Here is a 17,951-nt window from a genome sequence, read left to right as displayed (position 1 = left end):
ACGCCCGGTTACATTCCGAACCCGGAAGCTAAGCCTTACAGCGCCGATGGTACTGCAGGGGGGACCCTGTGGGAGAGTAGGACGCCGCCGAACAAATCTTGAGAAAACCCCGCACCTTTCCGGTGCGGGGTTTTCTGCGTTTACAGTGACTCCATGCGCTACGACCTCGTCATCTTCGACAACGACGGCGTCCTCGTCGACAGTGAGCCCATCTCCAACCGGCTCCTGGCCGCCTATCTGACCGAGCTGGGGCATCCGACGTCGTACGAGGACTCCATCCGGGACTACATGGGGTCGGCGATGCACCGGGTGCATGACCTGGTGCTGGAGCGGACGGGGCAGCGGCTCCCGGACGACTTCGACGACGTCTTCCATGCGCGGGTGTTCGCCGCTTTCGAGCGGGAGTTGGAGCCGATGCCCGGGGCTGTCGACGTGCTGGGGAAGCTCGCGGCGGACGGGGTGCCGTACTGCGTGGCGTCCTCCGGGAGTCATGAGCGGATTCGGGTGGGGCATCGGAAGACCGGGCTGGACCGGTGGTTCGGGGAGGAGCAGATCTTCAGCTCCGAGGACGTGGGGCGGGGGAAGCCGGCGCCGGATCTGTTCCTGTACGCGGCCGGGCGGATGGGTGTCGCGCCGGAGCGGTGTGTGGTCGTCGAGGACAGTCCGCTGGGGGTGCGGGCGGCTGTCGCGGCCGGGATGGACGTCTACGGGTTCACCGCCGTGACGCCCGCCGCCAAGCTCGCCGGGGCCACCCAACTGTTCAGCGACATGTGTGAGTTGGCAGGGCTGCTCGGCTGACAAATGTCATGCCGAGCCCTGGACGATCGTTTCTACTGCCGCGGGGGTGCCCTCCGCGAAGGTAGAGGGCATGACGACGAAGACGAGCAACAGCGACAAGGCGAACAAGCAGAGCACCTTCGGGCCGCTGATCGTGGACGTGGCGGTGCCGCTCGGAACGTACTACCTGCTGAAGGACGGGTTCGGTGCGAGCACCTTCGCCGCCCTCGCGTGGAGCAGTGTCGGGCCGGCTCTCCGGACCGTGTGGGGCGTGGTCAAGGAGCGTCAGGTCAATGCGCTGGCCGGGCTCATCCTGCTGGTCAACGTGGTGTCGCTGGCGCTGAGCTTCGTCTCCGGTGACCCGCGGCTGATGCTTGCCAAGGACAGCGGAGTCAGCAGCACGATCGGTATCGCGATCCTGGTGTCGGTGGCGCTGGGACGCCCGATGATGACCGAGGGACTCAAGCCCTTCCTGGTCAAGGGGGACGAGGCCAGGGACGCGGCCTTCGAGCGGCTGCGGACCGGGTCCGCCGCCTTCCGGCGGTCGGAGCGGGCGTACTCCTTGGTGTGGGGTGTGGCGCTGCTCGCCGAGTGCGTGGTGCGGGTCGTGGGGGCGTACACGCTGCCGGTGGACACGATGGTGTGGCTCGGTACGGTCATCCTGCTCGGGGCGATCGGGATCGGGATCGTGGTCAGCGGCGGGCTCGCCGCCGAGCCGATGGCACGGATGGTCTCCGCCGAGGTGACCGCCGCCGACACCGCCGAGGTTCCCGAGGTCGCTGTCGCCGCCTGAAGGCACCGAAGGTAAAGGTGAAGGAAATTCATCTTTGGCTGGATCTACCCACAGGTAGTCAGGGGCCCTACGCTCGCCGCCATGACAGATGTCTTGCGGCGCGGTAGGGCCTCTTTGGCGTTGAGCTTCTTCGCCCAGGGCGCCACCTTCGCCCTTCTGGTGACCCGCATCCCGGCCATTCAGGACCGGTACGGCGTCTCCGACGCGCTACTGCCCGCCTTCCTGGCCGCCGTGCCCATCCTGGCCGGCGTCGGGAGCGTGACGACCGAGCAGTTGGTGAAGCGAATACGGCCCAGTGTGCTGCTGCGCTGGCTGCAGCCGGTGGTGATGCTGGCGCTGGTCGGTGTCGGGTCGGGGGACCAGCTGGCCGAGCTGGGAATCGCGCTGGCCGCCTTCGGGCTGGCCGTGGGCGGGCTGGACGCCTCGATGAACATGCTCGGGGTGAGTCTGCAGCGGTCGTACGGGCGCAGCATCATGCTCAGCTTCCATGCCGCGTTCAGTCTGGGCGGCATCGTGGGGGCCTCGCTGGCCTGGGTGGGGGCGCACTGGCATCTCACGCTGTGGGTGTCGTATCTGCCGGTCGTCGCGGTGCTGCTGCCGGTCGTGCTGATCGGGAGCCGGTGGTATGTCGACGCCGATCCCGTGGCCGTGTTGGCGGAGGAGCGGAGCCAGGGGCAGTCGGTCGTCTTCAAGCTGCTGCTGCCGCTGTGTCTGGTGATGACCTTCGCGTACATCGGGGACTCGACCGTCTCCAACTGGAGCGCCAAGTATCTGAAGGACGTGCTGGGCAGTTCGGAGCAGCTGTCGACGGTGCCGTACAACGTGTACATGGTGACCACGCTGGTGGGGCGGTCGCTGGGGGACCTGGGGGTACGGCGGTTCGGGGCCGTGGCGGTCGTGCGGGTGGGGGCGGTGGTGGCCGCGGGCGGGTTCGCCGTGGTGGCTGTCGCGCCCGGGCCGTGGGTCGGGATGCTCGGGTTCACTCTGCTGGGGCTCGGGCTGTGTGTGCTGGTGCCGCAGACCTTCGCGGCCGCCGGGCGGCTGTTCCCGGGGGCGTCCGACGCGGCCGTGGCGCGGCTGAATGTGTTCAACTACGTCGGCTTTCTGATCGGGTCGCCGCTCGTGGGGGCGCTGGGGGACGCGTGGAGCTACCGCTGGGCGATGCTGGTGCCGATGGTGTTGGTGCTGGTGACCCTGGTCTACGCCCGCTCGTTCGCTCCCGCGTCGGACCGATACGGTGGCGAGCATGAGCGGCCGCGCACAGCTGATGTGGGACGAGGCAGTAACGGGCTATGACTTCGGTCCGGACCATCCGATGGATCCGGTTCGGCTCGCCCTGACCCGGCGGCTTGTCGACGCCTTCGGGCTCGACAAGGACGTCCAGGTGGCGGCTGCCAAGCCCGCCGGGGAGTCGACCCTGCGGCTCGTCCACCGAGAGGACTACATCGCGGCCGTGAAGGCGGCCTCGGCGGATCCGGGGGCCGCGGACGGGGCGTACGGGCTCGGCACGATGGACGATCCCGCCTTCGCCGGGATGCACGAGGTGTCGGCGATGATCGCCGGGCAGTCGGTGGGCGCGGCGGAGGCCGTGTGGCGGGGTGAGGCGCTGCACGCCGTGAACTTCGCGGGCGGGCTGCACCACGCCATGCCGGGCGGTGCGTCCGGGTTCTGCATCTACAACGACGCCTCGCTCGCGATCGCGCGGCTGCTGGAGCTGGGGGCCGAGCGGGTCGCCTACGTCGACGTGGACGTGCATCACGGGGACGGGGTGCAGGCGGCCTTCTGGGAGGATCCGCGGGTTCTGACGATCTCCCTGCACGAGCATCCGCGGACGCTGTTCCCGCAGACCGGGTGGCCGGAGGAGACGGGCGCGGACTCGGCGGAGGGGTCGGCGGTCAATGTCGCGCTTCCGGCGGGGACCGGGGACGCGGGGTGGCTTCGGGCTTTCCACGCGGTGGTGCCGGAGCTGATCGCGGACTTCCGGCCGCAGGTGCTGGTGACCCAGCACGGGGCCGACACGCACTTCGAGGATCCGCTCGCGCATCTCGCCGTATCGCTGGACGCGCAGCGGGCCGTGCAGGTGGCCTGTCATGAGCTGGCGCACGAGTACGCCGACGGGCGGTGGGTCGCGCTGGGCGGTGGCGGTTATGCCGTGGTCGAGGTCGTGCCGCGGTCGTGGACGCATCTCGTGGGGATCGCGGCGGGGCGGCCGGTGGAGCCGGAGGCGATGATCCCGGAGGGCTGGCGGCAGGAAGTCTTCGCGCGGACCCGGCAGTTGGCGCCGGCGCGGATGACGGACGGGCGGTGGCCGGTGTCCTTCGCGGGCTGGGAGCAGGGGTACGACCCCGCCGACCGCCTGGACCAGGCGGTGCTGGCGACCCGGCGGGCGGTGTTCCCGCTGCGGGGGCTGCTGGCGTAGCCGGCCCGGAGGTCGACCACGCCGGCAGCCGTCGGCTCAGGAGCAGAGGCCGTCGTCCGAGGTGTGGTAGACGTCGAACGTGCCGCTCCAGGTCAGGCACTGGCCGTCATCGGGAGCGTCCTTGTAGACCGGGCCCGCGTAGCTGGTGTAGGAGCCGTAGTCCTTGGCCACGCCGCTGCTGTACGGCGAGGTGTCGAGCGTGACCTCCATGAAGACGCGGGAGCCCGGGGTGGTGCGCACGGTCACCGCGCAGACCTTGCCGGCGGCGCTGTTGTAGGTCACGAACGTGGTGGCGGGGATGGTGGTCTGCGAGGTGGAGTGGATCGGCGTGGCCCGCACGACGTCGTAGCCCTTCCCGCAGGCGCCGTTGTACTGGGTGGGCGTGGCGGCCGAGGCCGGTGCGGTCGCGGCGAGCGTACCGCCGAGGGCGAGGACGGCGAGGGCGCCGGCGGTGGCTGCCTTGTGGCGGATCGACTTCATGGTGTTCCCCCTGTTGGTGTCTTGGCGGGACGGCCGGTCGTCGCCGTCCACGCAGAGGGAGACCAGGGAGGTCCGTCGACAGTTGTGGGCCTTTGTGTCGCGGTCCTGTCACCGGTGTCACAAGGGCCGTTACGCCAACTGTGCGGTGTTTGGCTGTTCGTGTGGTCCGGGCCGTGCCCGTCCGTCACCATCGCTGACGTGTTGAGCACCGGGGCCCTGCGAGCCCATCTGCTGGCCGCTCGTCTCGCCGGGGCCGTCGCCACCACGCGGGAGGAGGGTCTGCGCAGTTATCGGCTGTTCGTCGCGCGGGATCCTCGGGTGCTGATCGGTCTCGATCCCGAATGGACGTGGCGGGAGCGGGATGTGATCGGTTTGATGGCGGACAAGTGTGGGGTTTCGGGCGATCCTGACCATGTTTCCGGTCATGATGTGATCGATCCGGACCGGACACTGGCCGCTCTGGACGCGTTCGCCGGGCGTCTGGCCGTGGTGGCGCAGCGTGGCGCTCCCGTGCTGCTCGGCACCGGACACCCGCACCGGCTGCTCGGCTTCTACGCAGCCTTGGCGGACGCGCTGTCGGCGGCGGGATGTGCCGTCCTCACACCGGCGCATGGTCGCCGTATCGACATAACGACCCGGTTCGGTCTACGTACGTACAACCTTGAGTACGTACGAGGAGTCGCGCTCGTCCGGCAACCCGGTGCCTCTCGCCCCGGTTGTGCGACCGGCGCACACACGCACTCACCGCTCCCGGTTCGGCTGGCGCTGGCGGCGGCCGCGGAGGGCGGCGGGCCGCTGCCCGAGCTCGTCGTCGGAGACCATGGCTGGGTCTGCGGGGCAGGTCAGCTGGGGTTCGAGGCCATCGGTCTCGCCGATACGGACGACCCTGCCCTGTTCGTGGGGGAGGCCGAGGGGCGCGTGTCCGTCGTCGTTCCACTTGATGACGCCGTGCGGTCCGCTTACTACCGGCCGCTGACCCGCTACGTACTCAATCGAGCGTGTCTGTCACAGTAGGCCTGCGATGGGTGCACCTCTTCCCCACTCGCATCACCCGCCCCTACATTGGGGAGTGAGCACGCAGCGACGAAGAGTCACCGGAAGGGGAAGCCGGTGGCCGTCGAGTGCGGAAGGTTCAGGTGTGTCATGGCTGCTGAGCAGAGGCCTCTGAGCGAGGTTCAGTTCCTTACCGTGGCGGAGGTCGCCTCGGTGATGCGAGTGTCGAAGATGACCGTGTACCGGCTGGTGCACAGTGGTCATCTGCCCGCGATCAGGGTGGGGCGGTCCTTCCGCGTCCCCGAGAACGCGGTCCACGAGTACCTCCGCGAGAGTTACGTGGGGGTGGAAACCGCCTGACGATGTGGCTTCGGGGGAGATCCTCAGGGCACTTCGGGATCTCCCCCGGCAACCTCGATTACGACCTCAGCGCTCGGACCGGTAGGCTAGCCCCTCGTAGGTCGTGTGGGCCCATGGCGCCCAAACACCGAGTGATGAGAAGTGAGCGAGGGTAGTCGTGGGCTCTGTTATCAAGAAGCGGCGCAAGCGGATGGCCAAGAAGAAGCACCGCAAGCTGCTCAAGCGCACGCGCGTTCAGCGTCGCAACAAGAAGTAAGCGGCGCCGTAGAGCGTGTTCTGTGGCCCCCCACCAGACTGGGTGGGGGGCCACACGCATATGCGCTCCCGGCGTGTCGGTGCCTACGCACGCGGTTCACATGGCTTGCTCTGTACGTACGTCTGTGGATGTCGTTACTTCGTGCATTGGGCGGTCATCACAGCGCAACATCGACCCGCTAAGTTGGCCGCACACGGGGAACGCGGCAGGCTACGACTACCGGACGGTCTGGAAGGAAGGCGCTGATCTTGGGCAAGGTCGTGCTCGTGACCGGAGTGGCCCGCAGGCTCGGGGGCCGGTTCGTACGACGGATTCAGCGTGACCCACAGGTGGACCGGGTCGTCGCCGTGGACGCGGTCCCTCCCGAGCACCATCTCGGGGGCGCCGACTTCATCCAGGCCGACATCCGGCAGCCCGGCATCGCGCGGATCCTCGCGGAGACCGCCGCCGACACGGTCGTACACCTGGACGTGACGGCGATGGCGCTGGGCAGTGGCAGCCGGACCACGGTCAAGGAGACCAACGTCATCGGCACCATGCAGCTGCTGGGTGCCTGCCAGAAGTCGCCGACGGTGAAGCGGCTGGTGGTGAAGTCCAGTACGAACGTCTACGGCTCCGCGTCGCGCGACCCGGCCGTGTTCACCGAGACGACCCCGCCCAAGTCGCTGCCCTCCGGCGGGTTCGCGAAGGACGCGGTCGAGGTCGAGGGGTACGTGCGCGGATTCGCGCGGCGGCGGCCGGATGTGGCGGTGGCCGTGCTGCGGTTCGCCAACATCCTGGGGCCGGCCGCGGACACCCCGCTCGCCTCGTACTTCTCGCTGCCCGTGCTGCCGACCGTGTTCGGCTACGACCCGCGGCTGCAGTTCGTGCACGAGGACGACGTGATGGAGGTGCTGCGGATCGCCTCGCACGCGCCGGAGCGCGGCACGCTCAACAGCGGCACCTTCAACATCGCCGGTGACGGGGTGCTGCTGTTGTCGCAGTGCTCACGGCGGCTCGGCAAGCCCACCGTGCCCCTGCTGCTGCCCGCCGTCACCTGGGCCGGCTCGCTGGTGCGTACGCTGGGAGTGACGGACTTCTCGCCGGAGCAGATCCGGCTGCTGACGCACGGCCGGGTCGTGGCGACGGACCAGATGCGAGAGACGCTCGGCTTCAGGCCGAAGTACACGACCGCGGAGACGTTCGCGGACTTCGCCCGCAGTCACGGACCCGGACTGCTGCCGCCGGAGGCCCTCGCTGGGGCCGTCGACCGGATCGCCGCACTGCCCGTCCTGGGCGGTGGCCACCCCCCGACGCAGAGCGCCAACTGAGGAGCGCATCAACGATGGCGGACGCCAAGGTCATTCCGTTCGACGACGACCGGTCCCGCGGGGGCGCCGTGCAGCGGCCGACGCGGCGCCGGGGCGCGGGGAGCAGGCGCAAGAACACGGATCCCGCGCTGGTCGGTGAGGTCCAGCCCCTGCCGGGCAGGGGTCCGGCGCAGGATGATGTTCCCGTGACGCGTGAGGAACAGCCGGCCGAGAAGCCGCGGGAAGACGGTGGCCTCGAGCGCCGGATCGCCGGGGGGCTGGACTTCCTGCGCCGGCGCCTCACCGGCGACTACGAGGTCGACGACTTCGGGTACGACGAGGAGCTGACCGACCAGGTCCTGATGTCCCTGCTGCGCCCGGTGTACGAGAAGTACTTCCGGGTCGAGGTGAAGGGCGTCGAGAACATCCCGGCCGAGGGCGGTGCGCTGATCGTCGCCAACCATTCCGGGACGCTGCCGCTGGACGGTCTGATGATGCAGGTCGCCGTCCACGACCACCACCCCGCCGGCCGGCATCTGCGCCTGCTGGCCGCGGACCTCGTCTTCGTGCTGCCGGTGGTCAACGAACTGGCCCGCAAGCTCGGACACACCCTGGCCTGCGCGGAGGACGCGGAACGGCTGCTCGGGCAGGGCGAGTTGGTCGGGGTCATGCCGGAGGGCTTCAAGGGCATCGGCAAGCCCTTCAGCGAGCGCTACAAGCTGCAGCGCTTCGGCCGTGGCGGCTTCGTCTCCACGGCCCTGCGCAGGGGCACACCGATCATTCCGTGCTCGATCGTCGGCGCGGAGGAGATCTACCCGATGATCGGCAACGCCAAGACACTGGCGCGCCTCCTGGGCTTCCCGTACTTCCCGCTGACGCCGACCTTCCCGTGGCTTGGCCCCCTGGGTGCCATCCCGCTCCCCACGAAGTGGACGATCCAGTTCGGCGAGCCGATCCTGACGGACGGCTATCCGCCGGAGGCCGCCGAGGACCCGATGCTGATGTTCAACCTGACGGACCAGGTCAGGGAACAGATCCAGCACACCCTGTACAAGCTGTTGGTGCAGCGGCGGTCGGTGTTCTTCTGAACTTTCGGGGTTTTCGGGTACGACGACGGGGGCGCCCCTTCTGGAAGGGGCGCCCCCGTCGTCGTATTGGCTAGGAGTTTGTTTCCTCGCCGTTGATGCCCAGGCCGGGGAGGATGCCCGGGAGGAGGGGTGGGATGGTGACGTCCGGGTTGGTCGTGGGGGACTTGGTCTCGGACGGGGAGGCGCTGCCGCTGGACTTGGGCGGGTCGAGCAGGCCGCCCGTGTTGCCGCCGAGCAGGCCGTCGTTGCCGGTCGACGCGGACTTGCTGGGGCCGCTGGAGTGGCCGCTCTCGGAGGTGCCGTCGCCGCCCGTGCCGGGTGCCGTCGAGCCGTTGCCGGAGCCGGACGTGCCCGTGGACGCTGTACCCGAGCCGTGCCGACCGCTGTCGCCGCCCTGGGCCGGGGGCTGGGGGAGCAGCGACTGCAGCGGGGCGACCTCTTCGTCTATGGCGGCGAACACAGACGACACCTGCTCACTGACGTCCCCGAGCTGGACGGGGAGCTTGTCGCGCAGGGCGCCCCAGGCCTCGCGGTGGGAGCGGGAGAAGGCGGAGAGGGCCTGGATGGGGCCCAGCTGGTGCGGGTCGCGCTCGTACGCCTCGTGCAGCAGGCGGTGGCCCTCGCTCGCGTCGTGCGTCATGCCCGACAGGGTGCGCCGGATCTCGCCCAGGGACTCGTGGTCGAGATGGCCGCCGCGGCCGCGGTCGAGCAGCCGACGGGCCTCGTTGAGCCGGGTGGAGGCCAGGTCGAGATAGGCCTGGCCCTGCTCGTCGGCGCCGTCGGTGAGGTAGTTGAGCTTGAAGTCCTCGATGCCGCGCTTGAGGCCGTAGAGCGAGTCACCGGGCAGCGCGTCCGAGCTGGCGGCGGCGACCCCGCCGAAGGCTCCCACGGCGACACCGACACTGAGCCCGCCCGCGGCGAGCCCCTTGGTCAGCCGGGATCGCGGACGCAGCTTGCCCAGCCCACTCGCCCGGTGCGAGCCCCGGGCTCGGTGGGAGCGCTGCTCGGGCACCGCAGCATCCGCCGCCTCGCCACCCGCGCCCTCCTGCAGCATGGCCTCGAACGCGGCCACCAGCCGGGCCCGCTGGACGACCTTGACCTCGGGGTCCAGCTCCGGCTTGGGCAGCTCGCCGAGGTCGACCACCAGGGCCAACAGTTCAGCCTGCTCGGTCCGCTCCGCCACCAGTGGGGGCGGTTCGGACTGCTCGGCCGCCGTGTCCCGGTCGGGCTGCTCGTCCAGGGCCTGGGCGAAGGCGTTCGCCCGCCGGTGCGCCGATACGTTCGCGATCACTGGCGGCACCTCCTCTCGTCATGACGGTCGACTCCCCAGGGGGTCCTGAGGGTTGCACGCCCCGACGACATCCACACGATCGGGCGATCGGAGTCGGCCAGGGAGTGACCACAGGGAGCCTGCATCCCGCACAACGAGCGACGCGGCACTTGGGTTACGGACGGTGGATGAACGGATCGTGGAGTCAACGGACTTTCACTGTGGGCGAGTTGGGCGTCACTGAGGGTGCCGGTCCCGGTGCCGGCTCAGCGGGCGTCGTCCGGCAGAAGACGGGCGAGGGTGCGGACGGCCCGGTACTGCAGCGTCTTGATGGCGCCCTCGTTCTTGCCCATCACGCGCGCGGTCTCGGCGACGGACAGGCCCTGCAGGAAACGGAGCGTGACGCACTCCTGCTGCTGCGGGTTCAGCCGGCGCACGGCGTCCAGCAGCGCGGCGTTCGACAGGGACTCCAGGACGGAGTCCTCGGGCGAGCGCTCGACCTCGTTGGCGTCGAGCATCTCGCCGGTGGTGACCTCCAGCCGGAAGCGGCTGGACTTGAAGTGGTCGGCCACCAGGTTGCGGGCGATCGTGACCAGCCAGGCGCCGAAGTCGCGGCCCTGCCAGGTGAACGTACCGATGCGGCGCAGGGCGCGCAGGAACGTCTCGCTGGTGAGGTCCTCGGCGGTGGCCTTTCCGCCGACGCGGTAATAGATGTACCGGTAGACGGTGTCGCTGTACTGGTCGTAGAGGCGTCCGAAGGCGTCGGCCTCGCCGGCCTGGGCGCGCTCGACCAGGTCCATCATCCGCGCGCTGTCGCTGTCCGCGGCCGGACGGCGGACGGTGGTGGCACCGGCCGTACGACCGCGTCTGCCGACGGCGGCGCCGCCGTCGGCGAGCGCGTAGCACGGGCCGACGGGGGTGGTGGCTACGGCGAGAGCGGGGACGGCGTACGCGGTGGGGACGAAGTCGCGCAGCAGCCGTTGGACCGTTGCGCGCAGCGTAGCCAGGCCCGAGGCGTCAACCCCGACGTGTGAGGACACGGGACTCCCAGAGGCAGAGCTTCCATCACGTGCAGTGCGGGACCGTTCACCCGTCGTAGCGACGGAGGGGTACCGGTTTGCGTCTGAGGAGAATAACGCTTCGTGCAGGCGCTGCTACACCGAGTTGCTCAAATCATCGATTACGTCGCTTCTGTAACCGAATGACGTCCTGTCAAGTGCCGGAGAGTGACCGGTTGTTGATCGGAAAGGACCGGGTTGGGGGTGGGATCAGGGCGTGTTGTGGCTGTGCGCCGACAAGAGGACTGTCGGCACATGTAGGGGGGTACGCCTTGTGTTTTGGGTGCGCGTCCGTTGTGGTTGCTCGCGCCCACGCGGCGGAGCCGCACATCGATACAGACCCGCGCCCCTAATGGGGCGCGTTATCGCCGGCGTCGGCTGATGGCGATCGCGGCTGCAGTGCCGCCTGCCACCGCGCCCACTCCCGCCGCCGCGGGGATGCCGACCTTCGCCGCCTTACGGCCCGTCCTGTAGTCCCGTAGGCGCCAGTCGAGGTTTCGGGCGTGTTTGCGGAGCTTGGTGTCCGGGTTGATGGCGTAGGGGTGGCCCACCAGGGACAGCATGGGGATGTCGTTGTGGCTGTCGCTGTAGGCGGCGCAGCGGGAGAGGTCGAGGCCCTCCGCCGCGGCCAGGGCGCGGACCGCCTCCGCCTTCGCGGGGCCGTGCAGGGGCTCGCCGACCAGCTTGCCCGTGTAGACGCCGTCGACCGACTCGGCGACCGTGCCGAGGGCGCCGGTGAGACCGAGGCGGCGGGCGATCACCGTGGCGATCTCCACCGGTGCGGCTGTGACCAACCACACCTTCTGGCCGGCGTCCAGGTGGGCCTGGGCGAGGGCGCGGGTGCCCGGCCAGATGCGCTCGGCCATGTACTCGTCGTAGATCTCCTCGCCGATCGACTGCAGTTCGGCGACGCGGTGGCCCTTGACGATGGACAGCGCGGAGTCGCGGGCCTCCTGCATGTGCTCGGGGTCCTCCACGCCGGCGAGGCGGAACCACGCCTGCTGCCAGGCGAACCGGGCGAGGTCGCGGGTCTCGAAGAACTTCCGCTTGTACAGGCCGCGGCCGAAGTGGAAGAGGGCAGCACCTTGCATCACGGTGTTGTCCAGGTCGAAGAACGCCGCAGCCTTGTCGTCGCCGAGGACCGGGAACTCCGGTTCCTCCTGGGGGACGTCCTGCGAGGACTTGCGCGCGGCCTCCGCCGAGGCCTCGCCTGCCAACACGCTCCGCGCCGTGGCGGAGCGCCTACGGGGAGTGAGCCATCCGAGAGCGGCCATGCCCGTGAGCATAGCCAGTTCGTTCGGTGGTTCCGGAGTCGAGAGGTTTGGAGGCTGTGAACACTGCACGACCGTGTCGTTAAACAGGCGGGACAATGGCCGACATGGCTTCCATCTTCCGGCGTAAGCCCGCTCCGCATGAGCGGTTGGTCACTCTCATCGGCAAGCCCGACTGCCATCTGTGCGAGGACGCGCAGCTCGTCGTGGAGAAGGTGTGCGGCGAACTCGGCGTGTCCTGGGAGCAGAAGGACATCACGCAGGACCGGGCTCTGTACGACGAGTACTGGGAGCAGATTCCGGTCGTCCTCGTCGACGGCAAGCAGCACACGTTCTGGCGGGTGGACGAGGGCCGGCTGCGCCGGGAACTGACCGATTAGTACAAGGCGCCCCGGAAGTCGCTTAGGATCGACGGAGATCTGGTCTCGGGGGCGGGATTCGCGAGGAGAGTGGCGGTTTTGCCCCCTGGGATACGCCTGGGACGTGTGTGCGTGACCCCGGTCACGTTGCCCGGGCAAATCGGACACCATCTTTGTGCACGCGTTCACAAAGACATAGCCTGCATTCGACGGGGCGGTCCAGGAACGTGTGACCGCCTGCAGCCCCGCTCTACCCGCAGGAGCACCGTGGCAACTGGCCGAACTCACCGACCGGCGACCCGTAGCCGAGGGATTCCCGAGGCCACCGTCGCCAGGCTTCCGCTGTACCTCCGAGCCCTGACCGCACTGTCGGAGCGCTCGGTACCCACGGTCTCCTCCGAGGAGCTCGCGGCCGCGGCGGGGGTCAACTCCGCCAAGCTGCGCAAGGACTTCTCGTACCTGGGCTCGTACGGCACCCGCGGTGTCGGATATGACGTCGAGTATCTCGTCTACCAGATCTCCCGTGAGCTGGGGCTCACCCAGGACTGGCCGGTCGTCATCGTCGGTATCGGTAACCTCGGCGCCGCCCTGGCCAACTACGGCGGGTTCGCCTCCCGTGGCTTCCGGGTCGCCGCGCTGATCGACGCCGATCCGGCGATGGCCGGCAAGCCGGTCGCCGGGATCCCCGTGCAGCACACCGATGACCTGGAGAAGATCATCGAGGACAACGGCGTGTCGATCGGTGTGATCGCCACTCCCGCCGGTGCCGCCCAGCAGGTCTGCGACCGGCTCGTGGCCGCCGGGGTCACCTCCATCCTGAACTTCGCGCCGACCGTGCTGTCCGTGCCGGACGGCGTCGACGTGCGCAAGGTCGACCTCTCGATCGAGCTGCAGATCCTCGCCTTCCACGAGCAGCGCAAGGCCGTCGAGGAGGGCGCCGCGGCCGACGGTGCGCACCCGGCCGCCGCCCCGCGCGAGGAGTCCGCCGAGCAGGGACCCGACGGGGACGTACCCGCCGTGATGCCGGCATGAGTCTCCTCGTCGTCGGGCTGAGCCATCGCAGCGCCCCGGTCAGCGTGCTGGAGCGGGCCGCGATGGAGATGGACGCCCAGGTCAAGCTGTTGCAGGACACGGTCGCGGCGGAGCCGGCGAGCGAGGCGGCGGTGCTGGCCACGTGCAACCGGATCGAGTTGTACGCGGACGTGGACAAGTTCCACGCGGGGGTCGCCGAGCTGTCGACGCTGCTGGCGCAGCACAGCGGGGTGGGGCTCGACGAGCTGACGCCCTATCTGTACGTGCACTACGAGGACCGTGCCGTCCACCATCTGTTCTCCGTGGCCTGCGGGCTGGACTCGATGGTCGTCGGTGAGGGGCAGATCCTCGGGCAGATAAAGGACTCGCTGGCCAAGGCGCAGGATCTGCACACCGCCGGGCGACTGCTCAACGATCTGTTCCAGCAGGCGTTGCGGGTCGGGAAGCGGGCGCACTCCGAGACGGGGATCGACCGGGCCGGGCAGTCGCTCGTGACCTTCGGTCTGGAGCAGTTGGCCGCCGGTGCGGATGTGCAGGCGTGGGCCCGGGGGAAGAAGGCGCTGGTCATCGGGGCCGGGTCGATGTCGTCGTTGGCCGCGGCGACGTTGGCGCGGGCCGGGGTCGGTGAGGTGGTGATCGCGAACCGTACGGCTGATCGGGCCGAGCGGCTTGCGGAGATCCTCAACGACGGGGGTGACACCGGGGTTGCGGCTCGGGCGGTGTCGATGGAATCGGTGCCGGGTGAGCTGACACGTGCCGATGTTGTGGTGTCTTGTACCGGGGCTACTGGGCTGGTGCTGTCCGCCGAGGCGGTCGCTGAGGCTGTTGCTGGGCGGGTGCCGGATGCCGGTGCCGGCCGGGGGTTGGACGCGCGACTCGGCGCCGGCGAGGTGCCGCCCGTCTTTGGGTCGGGAGCCGCCCCAGCGGCACGACTGCCCGCAGGCTCCGCGGATGCAGAAGACAGCTGTCCGCTTGATCTGGCCCCCATACAGGCCGCCGCCGACTTCTCCGTGCTCGGGGAAGGGGCCGTGGCCGGGATGGCTGCTGCTGAGCTTGAGCAGCATGCCGCCTGGGTGGACAACGCGCCTCGGCCGCAGACGGGCGGGGCCGGCGCCTCGTTCGATCCCGCGCAGGACGCCGACGCCATCGTCGCGCTGGCCGCGCTCGCCGCCACCGTCGGACGGATCCCGGAGCGGCGTAAGCCCGAACCCGTGGTCGGCCCGCCGCGGCCCGCGCCCGTGCTGTTCCTGCTGGACCTGGCCATGCCCCGGGACATCGACGCGGCCGTGCACCGGCTGGGCGGGGTGCGGCTGGTGGACATCGAGTCGCTGGCCGAGGCGTCCGCGGACGCGCCGATGGCGGCCGACGTCGACCAGGTGCGGCGGATCGTCGCCGACGAGGTCGCCGCCTTCGGGGCGGCGCTCCGGGCGGCCCACATCACACCGACCGTGGTGGCGCTGCGGACCATGGCCGCCGATGTCGTGGCGAACGAGATCGCGCGGCTCGAGGGGCGGCTGCCGGAGCTGGACGACAAGCACCGCGCCGAGATCACGCAGACCGTGAAACGTGTCGTCGACAAGCTGCTGCACGCGCCGACCGTACGGGTCAAGCAACTCGCCGCTGAGCCGGGCGGAGCCGGGTACGCGGACGCGTTGCGCACCCTCTTCGACCTGGACCAGGAGACGGTCGCGGCCGTCTCCCGCGCCGAGCGCGCCGACGACGAACCCGAGAACAGCAAGGACCGAGGGCCGGCATGAGTGACAGGACACTGAGACTGGGGACCAGGCGGAGCAGACTCGCCATGGCCCAGTCCGGGCAGGTGGCGGAGGCCGTGAGCCGGGTGACCGGCCGGCCCGTCGAGCTGGTCGAGATCACCACGTACGGCGACACCTCCCGCGAGCACCTCGCGCAGATCGGCGGCACCGGCGTGTTCGTCACGGCGCTGCGCGACGCGCTGCTGCGGGGGGAGGTCGACTTCGCGGTTCATTCGCTGAAGGACCTGCCGACCGCGCAGCCCGAGGACCTGGTCCTGGCCGCCGTACCGGAGCGTGAGGACCCGAGGGACGTCATCGTCGCCCGGGACGCGCTGAAGTTCACCGACCTGCCCCGCGGGGCGCGGATCGGAACGGGTTCGCCGCGGCGGATGGCCCAGCTGAACGCGTACGCGCGCGGGCACGGGCTCGACATAGAGACCGTGCCGATCCGGGGGAACGTCGACACCCGGATCCGGTACGTGCACGACGGTGAGCTGGACGCCGTCGTCCTGGCCGCCGCCGGCCTGAGCCGGATAGGCCGGATCGACGAGGTCACCGACTTCCTGTCGATAGACACAGTTCTGCCCGCCCCCGGCCAGGGGGCACTGGCGATCGAATGCGCCGCGGACCACGCGGACCTGATCGCCGCGCTCGGCGAACTCGACGACCCGTTCACCCGGGCCGCCGTGACCGCCGAACGGTCACTGCTCGCCGCCCTGGAGGCCGGCTGCAGCGCCCCTGTGGGCGCGCTGGCCGACCTTCTGGCCGACGGGCAGATTGTCAAGGAAATGCGCCTGCGGGGCGTCGTCGGCACGACCGACGGCCTCCGTACGGTGCAGCTGTCCACCACCGGTCCCGTGCCCGAGACATACGACCAGGCAACGGCGCTCGGCCGTGAGCTCGCGGCCGAGATGCTTGCCCAGGGCGCGGCCGGTCTGATGGGGGAGCGAGCACAGTGAGCCCCACCACCCTTCCCACCGGCCTCGATCACGGGCACGTCACCTTCCTGGGTGCCGGACCCGGGGATCCGGGACTGCTGACTCTGCGCGCCGTGGAGGCGCTGGCGAACGCGGACGTCCTCGTCGCCGAGCACGACGTGCTCGACGTGGTGCGCCAGCACGCCAGGCAGGGCGTCGCCGAGGTGCACACGGACGGGGGTCCTTCGTCGGACCCTGTTCCGGGCACGGGCACACCTCAGCTGGCGGTCGTTGACGGCACGTCAACAACCGTTGGGGCCCCCGCGGTACGGGATGCCGCACATCTTGTCATGGAGGCCGCGCGGGGCGGCAGGCGGGTCGTCCGTGCGGTGTCCGGGGACCCCGGCCTGGACGCCTACGCCGCCGAGGAGATGCTGGCGTGCGTCCGTGAGGGCGTTCCGTTCGAGGTCGTCCCGGGTGTCGCCGCGGCCGTCGGCGTGCCCGCGTACGCCGGTGTCCCGTTGCGGGACGCCGAGGGCGCGGACGTGCGGTTCGTGGACGCCCGTACGGCCTCCGACCGGTGCTGGACGGAGGTGGGCGCCTCGGACGGCACGGTCGTCGTCTCCACGACGCTCGACTCGGTCGGCGCGGCGGCGGGCGAGCTGGTGTCGGCCGGCCGTAAGCCGGACACCCCGATGACCGTCACGGTCGCCGGTACGACCACCCGGCAGCGGACCTGGACGGCGACGCTCGGCACGGTCGCGCAGACGCTGAAGCAGGCGAAGGTGCTGCCCTCGCCGGACGGCGGCCGGCCGGTGATAGCCGTGGTCGGTGAGCGTTCCGCCGCCGCCCAGCGCGACCAGCTGTCCTGGTTCGAGAACAAGCCGCTGTTCGGCTGGAAGGTTCTCGTGCCGCGGACGAAGGAGCAGGCGGCGTCGCTCTCCGACCAGCTGCGGTCCTATGGGGCCGTGCCGCACGAGGTCCCGACGATCGCCGTCGAGCCGCCGCGCACGCCCCAGCAGATGGAGCGGGCCGTGAAGGGGCTCGTGACCGGGCGCTACGAGTGGATCGCGTTCACCTCGGTGAACGCCGTCCGGGCCGTGCGGGAGAAGTTCGAGGAGTACGGGCTCGACGCCCGGGCCTTCGCGGGGATCAAGGTCGCCGCGGTGGGCGAGCAGACGGCGAAGGCGCTGGTCGCCTTCGGTGTGAAGCCGGACCTGGTGCCGAGCGGGGAGCAGTCCGCGGCCGGTCTGCTGGAGGACTGGCCGCCCTACGACCCGGTCTTCGACCCGATCGACCGGGTGTTCCTGCCGCGCGCCGACATCGCCACCGAGACCCTGGTCGCCGGGCTGATCGAGCTGGGCTGGGAGGTCGACGACGTCACCGCGTACCGGACCGTGCGGGCCTCGCCGCCGCCGGCGGAGACGCGGGAGGCGATCAAGGGCGGCGGTTTCGACGCCGTTCTCTTCACGTCGTCCTCGACCGTGCGGAACCTGGTGGGCATCGCGGGCAAGCCGCACAACGTGACCGTGATCGCCTGTATCGGTCCGGCCACCGCGAAGACCGCCGAGGAGCACGGGCTGCGGGTGGACGTCATGGCCCCGGAGCCGTCCGTGCACAAGCTGGCGGAGGCACTCGCCGACTACGGTCTGCGCCGCCGTGCCGCCGCGCTGGAGGCCGGGGACCCGGTGACTCGGCCGAGCGAGCGACGGCCGGGGGCCCGGCGACGCCGGACGACCTGAGGAGACGACCTGAGGAGTGGGTGGAGCGTCCCGTGCGTCCCGTGCGGGACGCTCCACCTGTTTCCAGTGCCGCGGTATGCGCTCGACACGGCG

18 protein-coding genes and 1 rRNA gene are annotated in these 17,951 nt (G+C 70.1%); 15 read left to right on the top strand and 4 right to left on the bottom strand.

Features of this window, described 5'->3' with window-relative positions; translation table 11 throughout:
• The 5 genes from rrf to ABZZ74_RS45965 all read left to right on the top strand — a co-directional run.
• Positions 1 to 93, top strand: a 5S ribosomal RNA gene (gene rrf / locus ABZZ74_RS45985); the annotation flags it as partial.
• A 60-nt stretch (positions 94 to 153) separates the two neighbouring features.
• The gene (locus ABZZ74_RS45980) at positions 154 to 798 is read left to right on the top strand and encodes an HAD family hydrolase (protein WP_356950087.1); all 645 of its coding nucleotides are present in this window, start codon (positions 154 to 156) and stop codon (positions 796 to 798) included.
• Positions 799 to 868: 70 nt separating this feature from the next.
• Positions 869 to 1,570: a VC0807 family protein gene (locus tag ABZZ74_RS45975; protein ID WP_356950086.1), complete on the top strand. Its 702-nt coding sequence runs from the start codon at positions 869 to 871 to the stop codon at positions 1,568 to 1,570.
• Positions 1,571 to 1,651: 81 nt separating this feature from the next.
• Positions 1,652 to 2,866, top strand: a complete 1,215-nt coding sequence (locus ABZZ74_RS45970; protein WP_356950085.1) for an MFS transporter — start codon at positions 1,652 to 1,654, stop codon at positions 2,864 to 2,866.
• Positions 2,817 to 3,989: an acetoin utilization protein AcuC gene (locus ABZZ74_RS45965; protein WP_356950084.1), complete on the top strand. Its 1,173-nt coding sequence runs from the start codon at positions 2,817 to 2,819 to the stop codon at positions 3,987 to 3,989. The genes ABZZ74_RS45970 and ABZZ74_RS45965 overlap by 50 nt, the downstream gene beginning before the upstream one ends.
• Positions 3,990 to 4,025: 36 nt before the next feature.
• On the opposite strand, the gene ABZZ74_RS45960 is transcribed toward ABZZ74_RS45965, so the two are convergent.
• Positions 4,026 to 4,469, bottom strand: a complete 444-nt coding sequence (locus tag ABZZ74_RS45960) for a hypothetical protein (RefSeq protein WP_356950083.1) — start codon at positions 4,467 to 4,469, stop codon at positions 4,026 to 4,028.
• Positions 4,470 to 4,667: 198 nt separating this feature from the next.
• Here ABZZ74_RS45960 and ABZZ74_RS45955 point away from each other — a divergent pair, with 198 nt between their 5' ends.
• From ABZZ74_RS45955 to ABZZ74_RS45935, 5 genes are all read left to right on the top strand, one after another.
• Positions 4,668 to 5,483 (top strand): phosphatase, encoded by an 816-nt coding sequence (locus ABZZ74_RS45955; protein ID WP_356950082.1) that lies wholly within the window; start codon positions 4,668 to 4,670, stop codon positions 5,481 to 5,483.
• A 129-nt stretch (positions 5,484 to 5,612) separates the two neighbouring features.
• Positions 5,613 to 5,822, top strand: coding sequence for a helix-turn-helix domain-containing protein (locus ABZZ74_RS45950; RefSeq protein WP_016437488.1), 210 nt, complete (start codon positions 5,613 to 5,615; stop codon positions 5,820 to 5,822).
• Positions 5,823 to 5,979: 157 nt separating this feature from the next.
• A complete protein-coding gene (locus tag ABZZ74_RS45945) occupies positions 5,980 to 6,078 on the top strand; it encodes an AURKAIP1/COX24 domain-containing protein (RefSeq protein ID WP_003948845.1) in 99 nt (32 codons plus the stop codon).
• Between the two features lie 248 nt (positions 6,079 to 6,326).
• Entirely contained in the window at positions 6,327 to 7,388 is a 1,062-nt protein-coding gene (locus ABZZ74_RS45940; RefSeq protein WP_356950081.1) for an NAD-dependent epimerase/dehydratase family protein, read from the top strand.
• 14 nt (positions 7,389 to 7,402) lie between these two features.
• Positions 7,403 to 8,455 (top strand): lysophospholipid acyltransferase family protein, encoded by a 1,053-nt coding sequence (locus ABZZ74_RS45935; protein WP_356950080.1) that lies wholly within the window; start codon positions 7,403 to 7,405, stop codon positions 8,453 to 8,455.
• Between the two features lie 70 nt (positions 8,456 to 8,525).
• Here the strand turns inward: ABZZ74_RS45935 and ABZZ74_RS45930 are convergent, their stop codons facing one another.
• The 3 genes from ABZZ74_RS45930 to ABZZ74_RS45920 form a co-directional block, all read right to left on the bottom strand.
• Complete coding sequence (locus ABZZ74_RS45930; RefSeq protein WP_356950079.1) at positions 8,526 to 9,746, bottom strand: DUF5667 domain-containing protein; 1,221 nt, start codon at positions 9,744 to 9,746, stop codon at positions 8,526 to 8,528.
• 245 nt (positions 9,747 to 9,991) lie between these two features.
• Positions 9,992 to 10,765 carry an ECF subfamily RNA polymerase sigma factor, BldN family gene (locus tag ABZZ74_RS45925; protein WP_133043502.1) on the bottom strand — a complete coding sequence of 258 codons (774 nt, stop codon included), beginning with the start codon at positions 10,763 to 10,765 and terminating at the stop codon, positions 9,992 to 9,994.
• A 380-nt stretch (positions 10,766 to 11,145) separates the two neighbouring features.
• Positions 11,146 to 12,057 carry an HAD-IB family hydrolase gene (locus ABZZ74_RS45920; RefSeq protein ID WP_356950078.1) on the bottom strand — a complete coding sequence of 304 codons (912 nt, stop codon included), beginning with the start codon at positions 12,055 to 12,057 and terminating at the stop codon, positions 11,146 to 11,148.
• A gap of 95 nt (positions 12,058 to 12,152) precedes the next feature.
• On the opposite strand from ABZZ74_RS45920, the gene ABZZ74_RS45915 reads away from it, so the two are divergent.
• From ABZZ74_RS45915 to ABZZ74_RS45895, 5 genes are all read left to right on the top strand, one after another.
• Positions 12,153 to 12,434, top strand: a complete 282-nt coding sequence (locus tag ABZZ74_RS45915) for a glutaredoxin family protein (RefSeq protein ID WP_356950077.1) — start codon at positions 12,153 to 12,155, stop codon at positions 12,432 to 12,434.
• Between the two features lie 246 nt (positions 12,435 to 12,680).
• Positions 12,681 to 13,445 carry a redox-sensing transcriptional repressor Rex gene (locus ABZZ74_RS45910; RefSeq protein WP_356950076.1) on the top strand — a complete coding sequence of 255 codons (765 nt, stop codon included), beginning with the start codon at positions 12,681 to 12,683 and terminating at the stop codon, positions 13,443 to 13,445.
• A complete protein-coding gene (locus tag ABZZ74_RS45905) occupies positions 13,442 to 15,202 on the top strand; it encodes a glutamyl-tRNA reductase (RefSeq protein WP_356950075.1) in 1,761 nt (586 codons plus the stop codon). The genes ABZZ74_RS45910 and ABZZ74_RS45905 overlap by 4 nt, the downstream gene beginning before the upstream one ends.
• The gene (gene hemC / locus ABZZ74_RS45900) at positions 15,199 to 16,158 is read left to right on the top strand and encodes a hydroxymethylbilane synthase (protein WP_356950074.1); all 960 of its coding nucleotides are present in this window, start codon (positions 15,199 to 15,201) and stop codon (positions 16,156 to 16,158) included. The genes ABZZ74_RS45905 and hemC overlap by 4 nt, the downstream gene beginning before the upstream one ends.
• On the top strand, positions 16,155 to 17,858 hold the full coding sequence (locus ABZZ74_RS45895) for a bifunctional uroporphyrinogen-III C-methyltransferase/uroporphyrinogen-III synthase (protein ID WP_356950073.1): 1,704 nt from the start codon (positions 16,155 to 16,157) through the stop codon (positions 17,856 to 17,858). The genes hemC and ABZZ74_RS45895 overlap by 4 nt, the downstream gene beginning before the upstream one ends.
• Positions 17,859 to 17,951: the final 93 nt, after the last annotated feature.

It is taken from the genome of Streptomyces sp. NPDC006476 (assembly GCF_040612015.1).
Lineage (GTDB): Bacteria > Actinomycetota > Actinomycetes > Streptomycetales > Streptomycetaceae > Streptomyces > Streptomyces griseorubiginosus_B.
This window is presented reverse-complemented; position numbering and strand designations above follow the sequence as displayed.

What these genes read in the sequence shown, in the direction of transcription:
- ABZZ74_RS45960 (WP_356950083.1), bottom strand. Translation starts at nt 4,469, where the DNA reads ATGAAGTCGATCCGCCACAAGGCAGCCACCGCCGGCGCCCTCGCCGTC.
- ABZZ74_RS45965 (WP_356950084.1), top strand. Translation starts at nt 2,817, where the DNA reads ATGAGCGGCCGCGCACAGCTGATGTGGGACGAGGCAGTAACGGGCTAT.
- ABZZ74_RS45905 (WP_356950075.1), top strand. Translation starts at nt 13,442, where the DNA reads ATGAGTCTCCTCGTCGTCGGGCTGAGCCATCGCAGCGCCCCGGTCAGC.
- ABZZ74_RS45920 (WP_356950078.1), bottom strand. Translation starts at nt 12,057, where the DNA reads ATGGCCGCTCTCGGATGGCTCACTCCCCGTAGGCGCTCCGCCACGGCG.
- ABZZ74_RS45975 (WP_356950086.1), top strand. Translation starts at nt 869, where the DNA reads ATGACGACGAAGACGAGCAACAGCGACAAGGCGAACAAGCAGAGCACC.
- ABZZ74_RS45915 (WP_356950077.1), top strand. Translation starts at nt 12,153, where the DNA reads ATGGCCGACATGGCTTCCATCTTCCGGCGTAAGCCCGCTCCGCATGAG.
- ABZZ74_RS45980 (WP_356950087.1), top strand. Translation starts at nt 154, where the DNA reads ATGCGCTACGACCTCGTCATCTTCGACAACGACGGCGTCCTCGTCGAC.
- ABZZ74_RS45950 (WP_016437488.1), top strand. Translation starts at nt 5,613, where the DNA reads ATGGCTGCTGAGCAGAGGCCTCTGAGCGAGGTTCAGTTCCTTACCGTG.
- hemC (WP_356950074.1), top strand. Translation starts at nt 15,199, where the DNA reads ATGAGTGACAGGACACTGAGACTGGGGACCAGGCGGAGCAGACTCGCC.
- ABZZ74_RS45970 (WP_356950085.1), top strand. Translation starts at nt 1,652, where the DNA reads ATGACAGATGTCTTGCGGCGCGGTAGGGCCTCTTTGGCGTTGAGCTTC.
- ABZZ74_RS45935 (WP_356950080.1), top strand. Translation starts at nt 7,403, where the DNA reads ATGGCGGACGCCAAGGTCATTCCGTTCGACGACGACCGGTCCCGCGGG.